Annotated in this window: 18 protein-coding genes; 8 read left to right on the forward strand and 10 right to left on the reverse strand. The window is 68.7% G+C overall.

Going from position 1 to position 17,953, the window contains the following annotated elements; all coding sequences use genetic code 11:
* Positions 1-128 precede the first annotated feature (128 nt).
* Together FIP57_RS19840 and FIP57_RS19845 are read right to left on the reverse strand one after the other, a co-directional pair.
* A complete protein-coding gene (locus tag FIP57_RS19840; protein WP_148575299.1) occupies positions 129-629 on the reverse strand; it encodes a hypothetical protein in 501 nt (166 codons plus the stop codon).
* A complete protein-coding gene (locus FIP57_RS19845; RefSeq protein ID WP_148575300.1) occupies positions 626-1,666 on the reverse strand; it encodes an ArdC-like ssDNA-binding domain-containing protein in 1,041 nt (346 codons plus the stop codon). Before FIP57_RS19845 ends, FIP57_RS19840 begins: the two co-directional genes overlap by 4 nt.
* A 1,138-nt stretch (positions 1,667-2,804) precedes the next feature.
* On the opposite strand from FIP57_RS19845, the gene FIP57_RS24165 reads away from it, so the two are divergent.
* From FIP57_RS24165 to FIP57_RS19860, 3 genes are read left to right on the forward strand one after another with little or no spacing between them, the layout of a single operon-like run.
* Positions 2,805-2,954: a hypothetical protein gene (locus FIP57_RS24165; protein ID WP_238993610.1), complete on the forward strand. Its 150-nt coding sequence runs from the start codon at positions 2,805-2,807 to the stop codon at positions 2,952-2,954.
* A 31-nt stretch (positions 2,955-2,985) separates the two neighbouring features.
* Entirely contained in the window at positions 2,986-3,345 is a 360-nt protein-coding gene (locus FIP57_RS19855) for a helix-turn-helix domain-containing protein (protein ID WP_148575301.1), read from the forward strand.
* Between the two features lie 38 nt (positions 3,346-3,383).
* Positions 3,384-5,177 carry a hypothetical protein gene (locus FIP57_RS19860; protein ID WP_148575302.1) on the forward strand — a complete coding sequence of 598 codons (1,794 nt, stop codon included), beginning with the start codon at positions 3,384-3,386 and terminating at the stop codon, positions 5,175-5,177.
* 410 nt (positions 5,178-5,587) lie between these two features.
* Here FIP57_RS19860 and FIP57_RS19865 read toward each other — a convergent pair whose 3' ends face one another.
* Both FIP57_RS19865 and FIP57_RS19870 read right to left on the reverse strand, forming a co-directional pair.
* Positions 5,588-7,024, reverse strand: coding sequence for a dihydrolipoyl dehydrogenase family protein (locus FIP57_RS19865; protein WP_238993611.1), 1,437 nt, complete (start codon positions 7,022-7,024; stop codon positions 5,588-5,590).
* A gap of 162 nt (positions 7,025-7,186) precedes the next feature.
* On the reverse strand, positions 7,187-7,486 hold the full coding sequence (locus tag FIP57_RS19870; RefSeq protein WP_148575303.1) for a DF family (seleno)protein: 300 nt from the start codon (positions 7,484-7,486) through the stop codon (positions 7,187-7,189).
* A gap of 54 nt (positions 7,487-7,540) precedes the next feature.
* On the opposite strand from FIP57_RS19870, the gene FIP57_RS19875 reads away from it, so the two are divergent.
* Together FIP57_RS19875 and FIP57_RS23395 are read left to right on the forward strand one after the other, a co-directional pair.
* Positions 7,541-7,993: a heavy metal-responsive transcriptional regulator gene (locus FIP57_RS19875; RefSeq protein ID WP_148575304.1), complete on the forward strand. Its 453-nt coding sequence runs from the start codon at positions 7,541-7,543 to the stop codon at positions 7,991-7,993.
* Entirely contained in the window at positions 7,990-8,157 is a 168-nt protein-coding gene (locus FIP57_RS23395) for a hypothetical protein (protein ID WP_162529883.1), read from the forward strand. The genes FIP57_RS19875 and FIP57_RS23395 overlap by 4 nt, the downstream gene beginning before the upstream one ends.
* A 524-nt stretch (positions 8,158-8,681) precedes the next feature.
* Here the strand turns inward: FIP57_RS23395 and FIP57_RS24170 are convergent.
* Complete coding sequence (locus FIP57_RS24170; RefSeq protein ID WP_148575305.1) at positions 8,682-10,187, reverse strand: helix-turn-helix domain-containing protein; 1,506 nt, start codon at positions 10,185-10,187, stop codon at positions 8,682-8,684.
* A 139-nt stretch (positions 10,188-10,326) separates the two neighbouring features.
* Between FIP57_RS24170 and FIP57_RS19890 the strand changes: the two genes are divergently transcribed.
* Together FIP57_RS19890 and FIP57_RS19895 are read left to right on the forward strand one after the other, a co-directional pair.
* Positions 10,327-10,998 (forward strand): hypothetical protein, encoded by a 672-nt coding sequence (locus tag FIP57_RS19890; RefSeq protein WP_148575306.1) that lies wholly within the window; start codon positions 10,327-10,329, stop codon positions 10,996-10,998.
* Between the two features lie 231 nt (positions 10,999-11,229).
* Positions 11,230-11,556: a hypothetical protein gene (locus tag FIP57_RS19895; RefSeq protein ID WP_148575307.1), complete on the forward strand. Its 327-nt coding sequence runs from the start codon at positions 11,230-11,232 to the stop codon at positions 11,554-11,556.
* A 160-nt stretch (positions 11,557-11,716) separates the two neighbouring features.
* Here the strand turns inward: FIP57_RS19895 and FIP57_RS19900 are convergent, their stop codons facing one another.
* Complete coding sequence (locus FIP57_RS19900; RefSeq protein WP_162529884.1) at positions 11,717-12,157, reverse strand: SRPBCC family protein; 441 nt, start codon at positions 12,155-12,157, stop codon at positions 11,717-11,719.
* A gap of 52 nt (positions 12,158-12,209) precedes the next feature.
* Here FIP57_RS19900 and FIP57_RS19905 point away from each other — a divergent pair, with 52 nt between their 5' ends.
* A complete protein-coding gene (locus tag FIP57_RS19905; RefSeq protein ID WP_148575309.1) occupies positions 12,210-12,905 on the forward strand; it encodes a TetR/AcrR family transcriptional regulator in 696 nt (231 codons plus the stop codon).
* Positions 12,906-13,206: 301 nt separating this feature from the next.
* Here FIP57_RS19905 and FIP57_RS19910 read toward each other — a convergent pair whose 3' ends face one another.
* The 4 genes from FIP57_RS19910 to FIP57_RS19925 form a co-directional block, all read right to left on the reverse strand.
* Positions 13,207-14,682 (reverse strand): ATP-binding protein, encoded by a 1,476-nt coding sequence (locus tag FIP57_RS19910; protein ID WP_238993612.1) that lies wholly within the window; start codon positions 14,680-14,682, stop codon positions 13,207-13,209.
* Between the two features lie 11 nt (positions 14,683-14,693).
* A complete protein-coding gene (locus FIP57_RS19915; RefSeq protein WP_148575311.1) occupies positions 14,694-15,110 on the reverse strand; it encodes a hypothetical protein in 417 nt (138 codons plus the stop codon).
* Positions 15,111-15,173: 63 nt separating this feature from the next.
* Positions 15,174-16,637: a PrgI family protein gene (locus tag FIP57_RS19920; RefSeq protein WP_148575312.1), complete on the reverse strand. Its 1,464-nt coding sequence runs from the start codon at positions 16,635-16,637 to the stop codon at positions 15,174-15,176.
* Positions 16,634-17,914 carry a TrbL/VirB6 family protein gene (locus tag FIP57_RS19925; RefSeq protein ID WP_238993613.1) on the reverse strand — a complete coding sequence of 427 codons (1,281 nt, stop codon included), beginning with the start codon at positions 17,912-17,914 and terminating at the stop codon, positions 16,634-16,636. Before FIP57_RS19925 ends, FIP57_RS19920 begins: the two co-directional genes overlap by 4 nt.
* Between the last annotated feature and the right edge of the window lie 39 nt (positions 17,915-17,953).

Consider the following 17,953-nt stretch of genomic DNA (forward strand, 5'->3'; position numbering starts at 1 on the left):
CGGAGCCCCGACCAGCAGTGCCGCCAGGAGGCCTGTTGCCCACAGGAGCCCGGCGAGCGCGCACACGGCCGCGACGAGGATCAACCCCAGGTTGACCAGCGCGTCGTCAACCGGACGCGCCTGCGGATTCACGGGTGGTCGATGCGGATCGAGGCGAGCCCGGAACTGCGGCCCAACAGCACGACGTCACCGATCCGCCCGGCCAACAGCGCCGGGGGCACCCTGAACGAAACGGATCCATTCACGTCGGCCGTCCGGTCGGCGACGACGACCGCCACTGCAACGGGTTCGCCCGGTGCAAAGCCGGCACCGCCGATCTCGCCGAGGACCGGCGCTGTGTTTGCCGGCAACAACATCTGCGCGTCCGGGACGTTGTCGGTCCTGGCGGTGAGGACGTCGACGAACGTCGACCCATCCAGCTCATGCACCTCCACTCGGACGGGGGAGTCGAACACATCGGTGATCCGGTCGAGCACGGGTCCGAGGTCGGCGCGGGCGACGGCGCCGCCGTACTGGCCGCCGTTCACCTCGATGCGGAGTGTGCCGTCGGACTGCGCCGTCACTGTGACGAGCGGCAGTACGACGGGGACGCGGCAAGGACGGGACGGCGCGTTGCCGAGGAGAGTCACAGCCGCACCCCGACGTACTCACTGTTGGTCGCCACGGTGACGACAGCACGGCCCGCACCGGGAGGCTCGCGATCGAACCCAGGTGGGTCGCCCACGCCGATCTGCTGCGTCGCGAGGTCGTCCAAGATGCTGAGCGCCGCGCCACGCACCCGCTCGGCCGTCTGCTGCACCACCTCGACCGGTTCCTTACCCGGCACGCTGCTCGCCCACGTAGAGACGTAGGGGACGGTGTACGACGCGGTGTCGAGGCCGTGGGCAGCGCCAACCATCAGCGCCGTCGACTCCGCTTCGACCTCGGCGATGCCGCGATGGAGAACCGCGTCGACGTTGTCGGGGCCGTGGAGCATGACGTGGCCGAGCTCGTGGGCGAGAGTCTTGACCTGAGCGGCGTCGTCCATGTCCATGCGCACCGACACCTCGCGGGTGAGGTAATCGGTCAGCCCGTTCGCTCCGCCGAGCACGGTCGCGTTCGAAACCAGCCGCAGCTCGAAGCCACGTGCGCCGATCTGGTCGGCCAGGCCTTGCCACAGGCCCTCGGGCGCCTGCCCGCGAAAAAGAGCCGGCTTGGGCGTCTCGGGAATCGGGTCGCCAGCGGTCTGCGAGACGTCGAAGACGTACGCCGGTCGCAGCCCGATCATCCGGGACCGCACCGTCTCCCCGGGACTGGGCCGCTCACCGCGCGCGAGGCGATGCCACGAACCCTCGGTTCCTGGGGTGGCCGAGGCGAATCGCGCGGTCACCGGCGCGAGGATCTGGTACCCAGACTGGCCCTTCTTGACCGTCCGGCCGAGAGCCAGCCACTGCTTGAACCCCGCGACGTACGTCGGGGTCGGCTGGGGAACCTTGCCGGCCTCGTAGGCAGCGTGGTGCTGAACGTAGATCAGCAAGGTGTTGTTGAACGAGCGGGCGCGGAAACGTGCTGCGAACTCCATGGCACGCTTCCAGTCCTCGCCCGTGACGAGTCCGGCCACGGCCTCGGACAGGCGCTGGTGCAGCGCATCGAGCTTGGCTGCGCGTTGCGAGTGGTCGTTGGTCATTGGTCAACCTCCTCGCGGGCTAGGTGAACGTCAGCTAATCTCTAGGGGCTCAGGTTCGTTCGTACGTCTATGCGCCCCGAATGGTGTTCGTGCAGGTGGCGCCGGTTTCACGCCGAGTAGGGTCAAGAGTGATGATCCGTCACTGTGGCTGACCGTTTCGTTGTACTCTTGACGCATGATCGCCTCGCTTGAACTCGGTGGCTGATGGGCTTGGTGGCGTTGCCGGGTGGCAGCGCTGTTGATCCGGCACTTATAGGTGCGCAGGCGATCCAGGACTTTGAGCAGGAGCTGGTTGACCAGTACGCGCTGGCGATGTCGGCGGCAGGTTTGACTGACCGCCATATCGGCGGGACGCGGGCGATCGTCATCGAGTTCGCCCGGTCTCTGTCGACTCCGCTGTGGGAGGCCACCTGTGCGGACGCTGACGTGTTCTTGGCACAGCAGCGCCGGATGGGGCTCAGCGTGTCGACCCGGGCGGGCAAGGCTGGCGCGCTGGCGGGCTTCTACGAGTTCGTGATTGCCCGCTATGAGGGCACGATCCGTCGCGCGACTGGTGTCTTGGTCGAGCAGCCGATCGATGAGTTCAACCGCCAGTCCGGGGTATCGCTGGGCAAGGTCCGGGTGCCGCCATCCGATGAGGAAATCGACTCCCTGTTCACCGCATGGCGCGGGTCGGTTGCGCAGGCACGCAAGTACCTCCCGGCGGCCCGCGACTACTTTGCTGCTTCGTTGTGGCGCCGACTCGGGCTGCGGATCAATGAGACCGTCATGCTCGACATTCGCGACTGGCGTCCCGATCTGGGTGAGTTCGGCAAGCTCCACGTCCGCCACGGCAAAGGCTCGCGCGGCCGCGGACCCAAGCCACGGCTGGTGCCAGCGATCAACGGCGCAAACCAGCTGATCGACTGGTGGCTGGCCGAGGTCCGCCCGCAGTATGGCCACGACTGGGCCGACCCGGACGCGCCGCTGCTGCCCTCTGAGCGGTTCGACCGCGATCTGGATCGGTGCGGACGTGTCGGCGCGAACGCGCTGCGCCGCCCTGGGAATCCAGGTCGACGAGTGGTTGCCGGCGTGGTCGGGTCGGATGACGCCACACGTGCTGCGGCACTACTGCGCCTCGTCGCTGTACGCGGCCGGTATGGACATCAAGGCGCTCCAAGAGCTCCTTGGCCACCAGTGGCTGGCGACGACGTCGGGCTACCTCCACGTCCGCAGTGACCACATCGAACGCGCGTGGAACAGCGCGAGCGACCGCATCGAAGCCCGCCTGGGCATGCGCAACAACTGACCCGACCGAAGAACCGAAGGAGAGGATCCAGATGCAGTGGAGCCTGCGGCTCCGTGCCGCCGAACGAGGGATCTGGAAGTCCGCGCAACTGCGGCGGATGCTCGCAGATGCCGGGCTCGAGATCTCCGCGGGGAAGATGTCGTCGTGGTGGGCCGGGACTCCGCCGACGATGCGCCTCGAAGAGCTCGACGTGCTGTGCGCTGTGCTCGAGTGCACGCCGAACGACCTGATGACACCCGAGCCGGACAAGGTCGCTGCGCGTCGTCCCCGCAACACCGACGCCGCCAACGGCAACGGCGGAAACGGGAATGGCGATCCGAACGGCAGCGGTGGCACGCCGCCGGCGGTCACACCGCGGCTCGGCAAGCCGCGCTCGACCCCACCGCTGTAGTCCGCACCGACATCGACGACGGAATCGACGAGCACTGCATGCCCGCGCCCGGCCCCCACGCGGCGTTGCGGCTGCCGCCCAAGTGCAACGCCTGCCAGGCCAAGCGAGTCGCGTGGACCAGCCCCAGGGTCGATTTCTGCTATCAGTGCCTGCCCGGCGGCCCGTTCGCGGCGCCTCCGTGCAACCGCTGCCGCTCCCGCACCGACTACTTCAGTCAGGGGCTGTGCAGCCGGTGCCATCCCCGCAGCCCCGAGCACATCGGCGCCTGCAAGGGGTGTCTGGCCTGGGGTGTCTACCCACGCCACAACTGGACCTGCTGGTCGTGCCGCTGGTGGCAGACGCACTACCCGAAGGGCACCTGCGCCTACTGCGGCCGAGACAGTCACGTCAGCGACCGCCACGCCTGTCGTCTCTGCCTTGAGAATGCCCGCCTTGAGCAAGGGCCCGCCCGTGCCCCCGACCTGGCCAGCGCCAACAACGACAGCCAACAGTTGTTCTTCGCCAACATGGTCTTCAAGCGGCGCGTGACACCGGTGCCCGACTACGTCCGCTGGGACGGCCGCTGGTCGAAGAAGAACAAGAACCAGCTGCCCTACCAAACGGGCACCAGGTTCGACGACCACGCGCTCGAACAGCTGACCCTGTTCGACATGGACCCCGACCCTGAGGTGCTGCGCCAACGCCTCCTGGTCGAGGACAGCGAGCTGACCCGGTACTGCGCGGCCATCGTCGCCGATCACGCCCGCCGCTATGGCTGGAGCGTCAAGCAGCGCAATGCTGTGATCCAGTCCCTGAGGCTGCTCCAGATCCTGCGGCCTACTCCCACCGCGAAGGTCCGCGCCCGTGACGTCGTGGCGTTGCGCCGCTACGACGGCACCATCACCTCCACCCTCGACGTCCTCGCGGAAGCCGGACTTCTGATCGACGATGTCCCGACCCGGGTTGAGCGGTACTTCAACGCCAAGTTCATCGAGTCCGGAGCCCTCCCGGACGCCATTCGCGAGCACCTCCAGTTGTGGCTTCAGATCATGCTCGGCGGATCCCGACAAGCACCTCGCCAGTTGCCCCGCGAACCCGAGACCGTCGAGATCCACATCCAAGGACTCGCACCCGTCGTGCAGACGTGGGTCGAAGCCGGGCGCCAGTCGTTCGCCGAGATCAGCCAGGACGACATCCTGACCGCCCTCGCGGCCCTGCCCGCCGACACCAGCCGACGCCACTTCGCGGAGAACGGCCTGAAGTCGCTGTTCAAGATCCTCAAGGGCCGCCGACTCGTCTTCACCAACCCCATGCGCGGCATCGACCTGACCCGCGTGCCGACGAATCTTCCGATGCCGCTGGACCCCGCGCTGATCCGGGCCGAGCTGGACTCGCTGAACCCGGCCGTCGCGCTCGCCGTGGCCCTGGTGGCCTTCCACGGCCTGACCGGCAAGCAGGTTCGCGAACTCCAGCTGACCGACATCGTCGACGGCCGTCTCCACCTCGACGGTCGCGACATCCCCCTCGCAGTCCCCGTGCGGACGCGGCTCAGTGCCTGGCTCGACCACCGCAACCGGACCTGGCCGGCCACGGCGAACCCGTACCTGCTCATCAACCGGCGCACCGCGCCGCGGCTCGTCCCCAGCGGCCCGTCCTTTCCCTGGAAGGACAGCGCCGTACGCCCGCGGGCGCTGCGCGAGGACCGCATCCTTCACGAGATCCACGCCACCGGCGGCGACGTCCGCCGCATATACGATCTCTTCGGACTCAGCGTCGAAGGCGCCACCCGTTACCTCAAGACCGTCGCGCATCCGGACCTGAGAGACGTGGACCAGCAGGACACCCCGCGATGACCACGTCCTCGGAAGCCACGCGGCACCAGTCGAGAGTCCTCGCAACATCCGCACACCACGGATAAGCAACCATGACGCGCACGATTCGGACACTGCACAGCGGCTGGCTTCAGTCACGGGCCGAAGCGTGGCGCCTCAGCGTCCCCGCATCCGTCCCCCCAACGCCCCAGGTCGCGGGGGGACGCCACACATCGCCCAGCGTTTGCGCAGGTCAACCAGCGTCCCCCCAAAAAATCAACGAGATTGAGGGGCTTGCGGCTCGGGCGATGGAATCCGCAAGCCGATTCGCCTACGGACAGGGGCTACAGCACTTGCCCGTCGTCACCCGGAACGCGACTACTTGAGCCGGATCGTCGCCCGGAGCGTGGCACTACAAGGCCTACGTTGGTGCCTGGGCCGGAGCGATGCTCTCAGAGCATGGACCCCAGGTCGGACCCCACGGTCGGGTACGCGGCCGTCGTCGACTTGAGTTGACGGGTCGTGAGCCCGAGCGTGATGGCTAGGCCGAAGGTGTTGATGAGATCGCCGTACTCGGGTCCCAGCAGATGGGCGCCCACGACCCGGTCAGTGGACCGGTCGATGAGGACCTTCGCGGCCGCGGTGGTCTCGCCGACGCGGTAGTTGGAGTACCAGCCGCTGGTGTCGCTACGACGGACGGTCAGGTCGATGCCTTGCTCGCGAGCCTCCGCTTCCAGCATGCCGACACCGGCGAGCTCGGGAATCGTGAACACCGCCGTAGGGATGCCGCTGTAGTTGGGGGCCGTCGTGGTGCCCTTGAGCAGGTTGGAGGCGGCGACCTTGGCCTCGATGACCGCCACCGGCGTCAGCGGCATCCCCTCGGTGTCCGCGGAGTCACCGGCAGCCCACACGGCCGGGTTCGTGGTGCTCTGGAGGTGATCGGAGACGCTCAGGCCACGCTCGCCCCATTCCACCCCGGCGGCGTCGAGGGCAAGGCCGCTCAGGTCCGCAACACGACCCGCGCCGTGGACGACGAGGTCGGTCTCGATGCTCTCGCGGACTCCGGCCCGGTCCAGGGTGACGATGTAGCCACGGCCGTTCGGCTCGACAGCCACGACTTCGGCCAAGCGTCGCAGCTCGACGCCGATCTCGGCGCCACGGGCGACCAGCATCTCGACGAGGTCGGGGTCGAATCCCTTCAAGGGTCGTTCGCCGCGGTCCACGATGACCGGTGACGCGCCGGCGCGGGCGGCGATGTGGGCGAACTCGAAGGAGATGAAGCCGCCTCCCACGAACAGGATCCGTGACGGAAGGTCGTCCAGGTCGAGGAAGCCGGTGCTGTCGATCAGGTGCTCGTGTCCCGGGAAATCCAAAGGGCGGGGCCTGGCGCCGGTGGCGATCAGGAAGCGGTCGGAGTCGTAGCGGGTGCCGCCGACGTCGACCTGTCGCTCAGAGGTGAAACGCGCCGGGCCGTGGAGCGTCTCGACGCCGTTGCGGTTCAGACCGGCCTCCATGTTCTCCGGCACCGGGTCGGTGAATCCGTGCTTGTGCTTCATCAGGTCGCCCCAATTGATCGACAGGCCGCCCGCGTCGATGCCCTTGCCCTCCATCAGGCGGGCGCTGTCGATGATCTCCGCGCCGCGGCGAAGGATCTTCTTCGGGTCGCACCCCCGCAGCGCGCACGTGCCGCCGTAGGGCAGCGGGTCGACGATCGCGACGCGCCAGCCCTGGCTGGCGCACTTGTTCGCAGACGCCACACCGGCCATCCCGGCGCCAAGGACGATCAAGTCATAGCTTTCGCTCATCGGCGGTTCTCCTTCAACGTGTTGTTGGCGGTCTCGTTGACGTCTGACTCGGGACATCTCCGGCGTGGCACCCGCGTCACCCACCCGAGGACGACGAGCACGAGGCCGCCCCCGATCAGGGCCCAGCTCTGGAGGGACATGCCGGCCACCGCACCGAGCACCCCCAGCGACAGCAGCACCGGCAGTCCGCAACAGATGCCGACTGCGCCGACGACGGCGGCCACTGGTCCGACAGCGCCCACCCCGTCACGCATCGGCGAGCGCCCCGCGGAGCTGGTCGAGTGTCGGTGCGCCTTCGTGGCCACCGGGGACCGCGTATCTCCGACAGGCCAGCCCGACGTGTGCGCCGGGCTCGGCGAACATGTCGACGCCGTCGATTTGGATGCTGGGTGAGCCCAGGAACCCGAGGCGCTCGGCGTCCTCTGGGGTCTCAACCAGTCGGCGAGTCACCGTCACGTCGCCGCGCTCGGCTGCGATCACGGCCAGGCGCTCGTCCGCGACCTTCCAGTTCGGGCAGTCCTCGAAGTAGAGCAGCGTGATGTCCATGCCCAGACGCTAAACCTTGAACCGCGGTGCAAGGTCAAGCGGTAAAGTGAGATCGTGCGCATCGGAGAAGTCGCCGAGGCGGTCGGGGTCCCGACCGCCACCATCCGCTTTTACGAGCGCAGGGGACTGCTGCCGCAACCGCATCGAGGCCCCAACGGCTACCGCGAGTACGACGACTCGACACTCACCACGCTCGCTTTCATCCGCAACGCCCAAGCCGCCGGCCTCACCCTGGTCGAGATCGGCACGATCCTCGACCTGCGCCGCGAAGGCGCCGCTCCGTGCGGACACGTGGACGAGCTGCTCGCCGCCAAGTTGCTCGACGTGCAGCAGCGGCAACGCGAGCTGGCCACCCTCGAAGCGGAGCTCGGCCAGTTGATCAGCCTCAGCGGTCGGCTCGACCCGGCCGACTGCTCCCACGAGGCGATCTGCCACATCATCGCCCAGCCGCCTGCCTCACGACCACGCAAGGATGCCGTGGGCCCAGAGGTAGGTTCACCGGCATGAGGCGCCGCATCATCATGCCGGTCACGCTCTACCTTGCTGCGGCGCTGGGGAGTCGGGCCGCCGAAGCGGCGGGCTTTCAACGGTGCCATTGCTCGGCGGCGTGCTGGTGCCGCCAGCCCTTGCTGAGCGCCTTCCGTTGGGTGCTGCCGATCGGCCACCGCTAGTCCGGGCCACGGGACCAGAAAGCACGCAACACCCATCGCGCCCACTGCTCACTGAACCTGAGGGTCCGCGCCCGATCAAGGACTGGCTTGGACGCTCAGGTTCGTCGCTAAACCGTCAATATTCGCGCGAACTTCTAAAGAGCGCCGGTCATCCGCCCGGTGGTGTCGAAGAGGGCGAGCTCGGCGGGGTGCAGCTGGTGCTGGACGACGAACGAGCGGTTCTAGATCCGCCACAGCCCTTGGCCGGTGCCGAGCGTCGGAAGCAGTTGCTGCTCGGTACGCATCAGGCCGTCAGGCCCATGGCCCCCGTTGAAGTCGATGGGTTCGGCTCGCGGAGCACGCTAGTGCAGGATCCGCTCTCGGGATCGGCGACGCCGACGCGGAGCCCCGTGGCACTCGTGTCGCTAATGGTTCCTCGTGCGGTGTTCCGCGCTTCAGCCCGGGGCAGGATGCGCAGGCACGCTGCGCTGCTCACGCGCTGGTCCCGCCGCTGACGTCTGTCTCACTCAGGGGGAGGGTGGTCGTCAGCGCCGCTCGTGCCAGAGAGCCAGTGCGGTGCGCGAGGTCAGGCCGAGCTTTGACAGGATCCTGCTGATGTGGTTCTCGACGGTGCGCTCCGACAAGGTGAACTGCCGAGCGATCGCGGCATTGCTCATGCCCTGCGCGACCAGCGCCGTCACCTCGGCCTCGCGAGGGGTGAGCACCGGGTCTCCCTCGCCTGACCCGAGCAGCGCGTCGAGCTGGTCGACCAGCGGCGCCATGCCGAGTCGCCGCGCCAGCTCGAGGGCGCCGTGGGCGTGCTCGCGGCGGGCGCGCGAGCGGGTCGGCTCGACGGCGGCGAGCTCGGCGAGCACGTACGCCTTTGACGGGAGGGCGTGGACTTGCTCGGTACTCGCCAACGTGGACCGCAGATGGCCCTCCGCCCCCGTGAGGTTGCCGAGCACTCGAGCCAGGCGGCCGAGAGCCAGGCCGACGGGGCCTTGGTAAGGCGCATGGGCGTGAGCGATGACGTGCTGGTGCTCGTAAGGCAGGAGGGTGGCGTACAGCTTCGCCGCGGTGGCCTCGTCACCCAGCCAGGCGCAGACATCTGCGCCGTCTGCGATCGCCATCAAGAACTCCGGCGCCTCCACTGGCACAGCCGCGACATGACCCGCGAGCGCTCGCCACTCGTCGGCAGCGTCCGCGCGGAGGCCCGCACTCTTAAGCGCCACACACAGCCAGGTGCGTGCGACGAAGGGGAGGTGCTCGACCTCCTCGCGCACCGCCTCGAGCAGAGGCTTCGCAGTGCCCTGGTGACGCGCGGCCTCGAACGCGAACGGGAGCCGCAGGAACGCCGCGTCGCTGTGCTCTCCGCCGATTCCGGCAGCGTCCTCGGCAAGGGGTACGACGTCGTCGAACCGGCCATCTAAGAGTGCCTGTGAGGCGCGCACCAGGAGCACCCGCGACTGCCATGCCGGACCCAACTGCTCGGCGAGCACAGTCAGCGCTGCTAGCTCACCCAAGAGCTCCACGCGTCGACCGTTGGCGGCGTGAACGTCCATCGACCACAGCCGGCCCCAAGCCTGCATCTCCCGGTCGCCGACGGTAAGGCCCAGCGCAACCGCGCGGCGTGCGAACGCTAGCCGGTCGTGCGCGAGCAGTGGGTCTTGCAGGGCGGCGACGCGCGCCTGGATCTCGGCGAACTCGATCTCCGCATCGGTCTCGCCGTCGACGTCGGCTAGGTCGCTTCCGCGGAACACGTCGCGGGTCGCCTCGACCTGGGCCAGCACCGGTGCTGCCGCCTCCCGGCCTGCGGGCCCCGAGCGGTTCAATAGTGCGAGCGCGTCGCTGGCCAACGCGTGCATTCGCGCGCGTAGGAGGGGATCGACTGGCCGGCGGACCAACGTGGCCGCAGCCGCAATCAGCGCCGGGTCGGTGTTCTCGGTGCAGCCCTCGACAACGGCAACGCAGCTGCGCACGGCGTCTGCCACGGCGCCCGCGGCGTATTGCTCACGAGCCCGGCCGAGCTGGTCGGAAAGATCGTCGTCCACGCGCACCACGGTAGGGCGCGCGATGCTGGACTGTCGCCGTCTCGAGGGTCGCACTCTTGAGTGGTTCCCCTCATGTGCACCCGGGGCGGGTCTTCCTAACGTCGACAGCACCCAACAGTGCCGTCCCAGGAGGACCACCATGACGACCCACTCCGTGCAGCCGACCTCCACGACTCAATCGTTCAGCCCCGACCTGCGCCCCAACCTGCGCGCCGCCCTGGCACCAGGCTTGCTCACCATCATCGCCGGCGCCGTGCAGGGCGACGGCGCCCTCATCACCGCGGCCCACCGCAACGCCTCGCCGATCTCCGACGAGCAGTTGTCCTACCCGTGGGCGGGCGCCACCGCGATCACCACGTCACTGATTTGGGGGATCACCCAGGTGCTGATCGTGGTCGGCCTCATCGCGTTCGCGCGCAGCGGCGCCGCGCCCACAGCGGCCGGCCGCGTCGGAGGGCGGCTCGCCGTTGCAGGCGCCTCGCTGTACGTCGTCGCCCACGCGCTGTCGCTGCTCGCGTACGACAGGGCTCTCGAAGACCCAGTCTCCGTCGCCGCGCTGTCGTGTTTCGGCGTCGGCACGCTGGTCACCGCGGTGGGTCTGATCATGGCTGGCACAGCCGCACTGCGGTCGGGAGTCTGGTCGGGCTGGCGCCGCTATTCGGCGCTTGTCTTAGGAGTCTGGATGGTCGCGATGGTGCCGCTGCAGTTCACGCCGGCGCTCCCGGTCGCCGTTGGGATGTATGCGCTCGCCGTCATGGCCCTCGGGCTAGCGATGATCCAGGAGGGCCTGGGACGGGAGCCACTGCAGTGACGAGTAACTCGGTGCGCCCCTCGGCGGCCGTACCGCGCTCACGGCAACCGATATGCGAGGCTTCGGCGCCCCAGGCGTCTACGCGCGCAGATGAGCAGCGATCGAGGGAAGAACCTCGATGAACCGACCACGGACGGCAGCGTTGGTGACCTGGGCATATGCCGCCATGTTCGGCGCGCCGGCCGTGCTTGTCGCGATCTTCCTCGCCGAGAAGCGCAGGCTCCCTTCGCTGTGGGCCTGTTCGACATGTACGCCGGTCCCTGGTCCGCGCGGTTCTTGAACGACCGTGTGATCGCGCTGCTTCTGGCGTACGCCAGTGTTGTGCTGGCCGCGGTCTTGTCGGGTTGGCTGCTGTGGAGGATGCCTAAGCCCGGCGCGGTGCTCAACCTGGGACTGCTCCCGGTGGAGGCAGTCTTCTGGATCGGTTTCGCCCTCCCCGTTCCCTGGCTGTTCGGGATCGCGAGAGTCGCGCTGGTGGCTCTGGCGTGGCCGGAGCACTCCGGTTCGCGCCGTCGGACGACTGCCGCGACGCCAGGAAGGAATCGGCGGTCAAGGTGAGCCGCGCCGCGCATCGCAACTCGGATCGGCCGCAGACCATGAGGGTGAGCCCATGACTTCCAGACCTGGCCGGTCGAGGCGAAGTGTCGGACGCGAACACGCCGTGAGTCCCCAACCCCACGCCCGAAAGCAGCGCCGACGCCCCCCGCGAGCCGGATCGTCAGGCTGGTCCCGCTTGGACGCGGCGCTCCAAGGCGCTCTTGATCAAGTCCATGTTGCGCTTCTCCTGTCGCCGCATGACCCTCAAGAACGCGGGAAACACCAGTCGGAACCAGCCGTGGGGGGTCGGCGCGAAGTCACTCGTGAGCCGAGTGCCCTCCGCCACTGGTTCGAGGGTGCACGTGAACCTCACCTCGATCGGGCCACCGTTGTGCATGGTCCAGGTGCGCGGCCGGTCATAGGCCACCGTCTCCAGCTCCACATACGGGCTGTTACTCCACTTGGCGCGGTACTTCGTACCAATGCCGACCGGACCCTCGGTGAGCTTCTCCATCTCCCGGCAGGCAGGGTTCCACTCCAACTCGGAGCGGTGGTCGGACAGATAGTCGAAGGCATCCTCGGCCGTGCACCCGATCACAACCGAGTTCTTGAGGACTGCCACGGGACGCCTGACTAGAGATTCAACTAGTGCTGCCTCTAGTAGAATCCGCGGCATGGCCGGCGTCAAGACCCCGTCCCGCGCCGAGCGAGCACGGGGAACCAGGAAACGGATGCGCGACAGCGCCCGGGAGCTGTTCGTGAGGCAGGGCTACGCCGCCACGACGATGGACGAGATCGCTTCGGAAGCCGGAGTCGCGGTGCAGACGGTCTACTACACCTTCCGCACCAAGGGGGCACTGCTCTGCGAGGTGATGGAGGTGACCGCCGCCGGCGCCGAGTCGGCCCCTCCGGTGGCTCAGCGCGCGTGGATACGCGAGGCGATGACCAGTCCGTCACCGCAGCGAGCCCTCGCCTTGGCGATCGAACACGGAACGGCCATCTTCGAGCGCGCAGCCCCGCTCTGGCCGGCTATGAACGCGGCAGCCGCAGCCGACCCCACTATCGGTGAGTACTGGACTCGGGTCACCGCCGGCCGACGTGCCGGCCAGCACGCCCTGGTCACGCGACTGGCCGAACTCGGCGGGCTCCGTCCCGGGCTCGATGTGGAGCGCGGCACAGACTTGGTGGTCGTGCTCTTCGGCCACGACACTTACACCGGTCTCGTCGAGGGAACCGGCTGGACGGTCTCGGCGTACAAGGCCTGGTTGTTCGCCACGCTGACGCACCAGTTGCTCGGGGCCCGTCGCATCCAGGTAAAGTCCCTCGAGGGCGTGTCGTTCGGCGATCACGTATCGGAGTGGACGCGATAGCGCCCAGGACCGCAAATGGACCCCCTCTCGCGCGGACCCTATGTACGCGGCCTCGACCGGGACCTCCGCCCAATCGCGCCCGCCCCAAGTGAGCAGCGAGAGCGAACAAGTGCAGGTCTGGAAACCGGGCTATCCGCTCGGCGTCTCGCAAGACCCGCCCGGACGTCGTAACCGGGACGCGGGCCTTCGCCGAAGCACGTCCGCGAGTCCGAGAGTTCGTGTCACCCTAAGCGACTATGCGCTAGGCCGATCGCGAACGTGCTCAGGTTCCGGGCCAGACCGTCAAAATGTGTTGGAGCTTCTAGCCAGCGCCGGTCATGCGCCCGGTGGTGTCGAAGAGGTCGAGCTCGGCGGGGTGAAGCTGGTGCTGGACGACGAACGAGCGGTTCTTGAGCCGCCACAGCCCCTGGCCGGTGCCGAGCGTCGGAAGCAGTTGCTGCTCGGTACGGGTCAGTCCCAGCGCTGAGGCAGTCGAGCCGAGCTGGTCGGACTCCTGGCGGTAGACGATGCGGGTCTCGGCGTTCGCGAGCAGCGACGAGGCGAGGGCGCGCATGGCCGAACCCTGGTCCCCGACGTTCTCGAGGTCGGAGAGCTTGTGGAAGATCAGCATGTTGGCGATGCCGTAGTGCCGTGCGAGGCGCCAGTGGGCATCCATGCGCCGCAGCAGTGCCGGGTGTGACATCAGCCGCCACGCCTCGTCGTAGACCACCCACCGCTGGCCGCCGGAGGGGTCGAGGAGGGCTGACTCCATCCACGCTGATGCGCAGGTCATCAGGACCGAGATCAGGGTGGCGTTCTCCGTCACGCGGGAGAGGTCGAGGGAGATCATCGGCAATGCTGGATCGAAGCGCACGGTGCTGGGGCCGTCGAAGAGTCCGGCTAGGTCACCGGCTACCAAGCGCCGAAGTGCGTGACCGACGAGGCGGCCGTCGTCGGTGAGTCGGCCGTCCGGGTCGTCGATGAGGTCGGGGGAGAGGAGGCGGTCGACCACCAACGGCAGCACCGGGGTCTCGCTGGTCCGAAGGGTATGGGCGACGGCGACGTCGACCGCGGTGTGCTCGAGCGGGGTGAGCCCTCGGTCGAGGACGGTCTCGGTGAGTGCGCCGACAAGGTCACGGCGGCGGGCGGTCACCTGTGCTTCCCACTGGGTGTCGTCGACGCCTCCTGGCCGCAGGCCCCCGTCCAGCGGGTTGAGCCGGGCCGCCATGCCGTGTCCCAGCGCGATTGCCTTCCCGCCCACGGCTTCGGCGACGGCGGTGTGCTCGCCTTTGGGGTCGCCAGGGACGTAGACGCGTCGGCCGAACGGGATCGAGCGCGTGTAGAGGCTCTTCGCCAGCGCAGACTTGCCGGAGCCGACGATGCCGGCGAGCACCACGTTCGGGGCGGTGATCAGACCGCGTGTGTACAGGACCCACGGGTCGTAGACGAACGAGCTCCCGCTGTAGAGGTCCTGACCGACGAAGACCCCGTCGGCGCCGAGTCCGCCCTCCGCCAGGAAGGGGTAGGCGCCGGCGAGAGTCGCGGAGGTGTCCTGATGGCGGGGGAGTCGCAGCCGTCCGGGCGTTCGCAGGGCAGCCAGTCCCGTCTCGCCGGACTTCGGCAGGACAACGGTCGCCCGTCGTTCCGCGGCAAGCTCTGCTGCCTTCGCTCGTGCAGCCGCCCGGCGGGCGGTTCGATCATCGGCGAGCAGCGCGGCGGCAGCGGCCTTGCGCGCCTTGCGGTCACGTCGCCTCTCGCGGCCCGGCGTGACCAGGACGGAGCTGTGGAGTCGAGTCACGTCTCTTTCGCTCACAGGTCGATTCCGTTCACGGCCGCGCGGCCCGTCACTGGGCCTGGGTCGGGCAGCTCCCGGTGGTAGACGAGGGTGGCCTCCGCCTCCTGGGCGTGGCTGATCGCCTCGGAAACGTACCGAAGGATCTCGCCCGCGCGATGCAGTTCCCATGAGACCCGGTAGGACGCTGCGCGGGCACCGGCCGAGTCGCCGGCTGAATCGCCGGGCGCCCAGCCGGTCCGCCGCGCCGGGCCGTCGTGAAAGGACGCCAACTGGTGGAGCGACTGGCTCATCGAGGCTGCCGCCGCGGCCACTGACCCGAGTGTTGGGTAGAGCTGCTGCGGGTCCTTGATCGACCGGGTCGCATGCGCGAGTCCTCGTAACGCCTGCTGTGCCTCATCTGCATCGACCGACGGTTTCTCGAAGGTGGGCATCGGATCCTCCTCGCGCTGACTTCTGAGTCAGGTGCGCGCGAGGCGACGAGAAGCCGGTTCGGGTCAGAGTGGTCGGCAGAGCGGGAGGGCGGCCGCGCAGAACGCCTGGGCCTGCTGGCCCCACAGCCGCCGCGTCTCGCAGGAGGCCTGGATCGCCGCCTGCTCGAGGGAGGAGACCGCCCGTTCGAGCTCGGCGGGATCCCGGGCGCTGATCGCGATAAGGCCAGTGGCGCGGAGGATGCCGTGGCCGGCGGTGAGGTCGGCCTCTTGCTGGAGTACGTCGTTGAACTCGGCCGACTGCCGGGCGTCCTCGATCTGCCCGATCCGCTGTCGCTGCGCGGCGTCGGAGACGTACTCGGTCTTCTTCCTGCGGATGTCGCGGGCAGCTTGGTCGGCGCGAACTGGCGTGTAAAGGAGTGAGAACGTTCGGTGTACGCCCGAAGAGAGCAGTACGGGGCCGAGGAATCCGGGAAAGACGAGCGACCGTGGCCACTCGCTGACCCAGAGCACGCAGTGGTAGGCGGAGTCGCTGCGCACGCGACTCCAGCTCTCGCTGACTGCGACGGGTCCGGCGGTCGCCAGGTCGCGGCCGAGGTCGCCGTGGCGTTCGAGTGCGCCGGCAACGGCGGGGTCGTACGCGGTGCGCAGGATCAGCGCGAGATCGCCCGGTTCGAGCCACCCGCTCGGCGAGAGGTCTGCGGATCGGAGCGCGGCGATGAGGGTCGACATCTCCTGACGGAGGACGGCGGCCGCGCCACGGATGCCGCCTCCCGCTGCCCGGATCGCGCGGGAGGCGCAGCGCATGTCGAGGGACAGCGAGACGGTGCTGGCGTGCCGTTCGCCGGCGGGGCCGGCGCGCTTGATGAGCTCGCCGTACGTCGAGGACGCCCACGTGCCGTCATCTCGCCCGTGGTGGGACCACCACTCCGCCAAGCCCCGGCCCGACTCGGGAAGGGTCCGCTCCATGACCTGCAGGGAGGCGATCCGGCCGGAGCGACATGCGGTGGCCAGGACCCGGCTCCAGCCGACCACCCGGCGTTCCTGCTCGCCGGGGTCGAGCAGGACGAACGCGGGGTGGGCGACGCCCACGACCGCCGTCAGTGTCGCTTGGTGAGGGTCGTGGATCATGACCGCGCCCGTCTCCGGGTCGAGCCACTGCCGTAACCGCGCGGCATCGCCGGGGAGCGCGAGGGTGCCCGCGGGCCTCGGCTTCGCGATCCGCCGCCGAAACACCAGCTGTCCGCCGGTCGAGCGCCAGCACCAACGGAGGGCGATCGGAAGCCACTCGATCAGCTTCCGGGCGCCGACACGCACCCAGCCGAGCGCTACGCACGCCAGCATTGACGGAACGGCAACCAGCAGCATGGAGCCGCCGGCGTACAGGGCGAGCACCAACGCTCCGGCTCCGATCCCCGCGACCACCAGCTGGGATGCGGAGAGGCCGAGGATCACCCCACGACGGGCGAGGCGCGAGAACTTGACGGGCGTCGGTCCGAGATCCGCGACCGGGGATGTCGGCTGGGTCATCGCGTGAATTCCGTCCCGTTGGCGCTGCCGCCCGGGGCTGCGGGTGTCGGGTCAGCGACCCCTGGAAGCGGTGTGGGTGCAGGCTGAACCTCGCCGGCGGTGTCACTGTGACCGGTCGCTGCTGAGCCGACGAACGTTCCCACCCGGGGCCCCGCGGATGCAGCCTCCCTCGCGACGACCGCCCCTGCAGCGATACCGCCTGCCGCGGCAGCGCCGCCGGCCGACGCACCCGCTGTACCGGCGCCACCGCCCCCGCCCGCTGACATCGGCGGAGAGGAGACAGGTCCCTGGCCGGTACTGGCCGTTCCACCTGGTGTGCCGCCCCCGAGCACCTTGGGCGGCTCGCTGCCACCGAGCCGCGTGATGGGGATCGGCATCGGCCGATTCACCGCGGCCTTCGCCTCCTGCTCGGCCGACATCGCGTGGTACATGTCGAAGCCCATAAAGTTGATCGCCTTGTAGGCGATGTAGGGGGCGAACCCTGCGATGAGCATCAGCACCACGCCCGCGATCGGCTCGCTGACTGATTTCAGGTCGGCGTCGATCGGCGCTGAGACCTGGGCGGTTGCCAGCAGGAAGATCACGACGATGACGACCTTCGACAGGATCAGCGCCAGGACGAAGCTGGCCCATTTGCTCACCCAGCCTCGAGTGTGATCCCAGCTGGCGCCGGCAAGAGCGATCGGAGCGAACACGATCGCGATGAGGAGCAGCGCCTTGCGGATGAGCAGGCTGATCCACACCAGTGTTGCCGCTCCGATCGCGAGGCCGGCGACGAAGATGGTGATGACCGCGCCGGCCCCTGGCGCAGCGACGTTGAGTGAGCTCAACCCGGCGGCGAGCAGAGCGATGCGACCGCCCATCTCGTTCATGTTGGTTCCGGCTGCGTGGACGATCCCGATGCACAGTCGGTCGGTCACCTCCAGCGCGGCCGCGAGAAGCGTCAGCGCGACACAGGAACCCAACACTGACTTCGCGAGACCCAGGGCCGCTCGGGTCAACGCGGCCGGTTCCCGGCGAACCATCCCCCCGATGACCTGGAGCATGAAGAACCCGAGCATCACGCAGACCGCGACGCCGAACAGGATGCTGTAGACCTCCCTGAACTCGCCACTGGTGACGTCAACGGCGGTGGTGGAGTCAAAGACGGCCCACACCGACTCGAACATCCACTGCGCCGCCCCTCCCATGGCCTGCGCCAGCCAGTCGAACGGCGCCGTGACCAGACTGCCGGCCGCCTCGCCGGCCGTGTCGCAGACGCCGGAGATGACCGGCACGTCGCACACATCCACCATCGCTGGTGCCCTCCCTCCAAT

Origin of the sequence: Nocardioides caldifontis (assembly GCF_008087345.1) — a bacterium.
Taxonomy (GTDB): Bacteria; Actinomycetota; Actinomycetes; order Propionibacteriales; family Nocardioidaceae; genus Marmoricola_A; species Marmoricola_A caldifontis.

Excerpts from the sequence above, each read along its gene's own strand:
- FIP57_RS19890 (WP_148575306.1), top strand. The coding sequence starts at position 10,327 with ATGACGACCCACTCCGTGCAGCCGACCTCCACGACTCAATCGTTCAGC.
- FIP57_RS19870 (WP_148575303.1), bottom strand. The coding sequence starts at position 7,486 with ATGGACATCACGCTGCTCTACTTCGAGGACTGCCCGAACTGGAAGGTC.
- FIP57_RS23395 (WP_162529883.1), top strand. The coding sequence starts at position 7,990 with ATGAGGCGCCGCATCATCATGCCGGTCACGCTCTACCTTGCTGCGGCG.
- FIP57_RS19855 (WP_148575301.1), top strand. The coding sequence starts at position 2,986 with ATGCAGTGGAGCCTGCGGCTCCGTGCCGCCGAACGAGGGATCTGGAAG.
- FIP57_RS19915 (WP_148575311.1), bottom strand. The coding sequence starts at position 15,110 with ATGCCCACCTTCGAGAAACCGTCGGTCGATGCAGATGAGGCACAGCAG.
- FIP57_RS24165 (WP_238993610.1), top strand. The coding sequence starts at position 2,805 with ATGGACATCAAGGCGCTCCAAGAGCTCCTTGGCCACCAGTGGCTGGCG.
- FIP57_RS19860 (WP_148575302.1), top strand. The coding sequence starts at position 3,384 with ATGCCCGCGCCCGGCCCCCACGCGGCGTTGCGGCTGCCGCCCAAGTGC.
- FIP57_RS19845 (WP_148575300.1), bottom strand. The coding sequence starts at position 1,666 with ATGACCAACGACCACTCGCAACGCGCAGCCAAGCTCGATGCGCTGCAC.
- FIP57_RS19905 (WP_148575309.1), top strand. The coding sequence starts at position 12,210 with ATGGCCGGCGTCAAGACCCCGTCCCGCGCCGAGCGAGCACGGGGAACC.
- FIP57_RS19920 (WP_148575312.1), bottom strand. The coding sequence starts at position 16,637 with ATGACCCAGCCGACATCCCCGGTCGCGGATCTCGGACCGACGCCCGTC.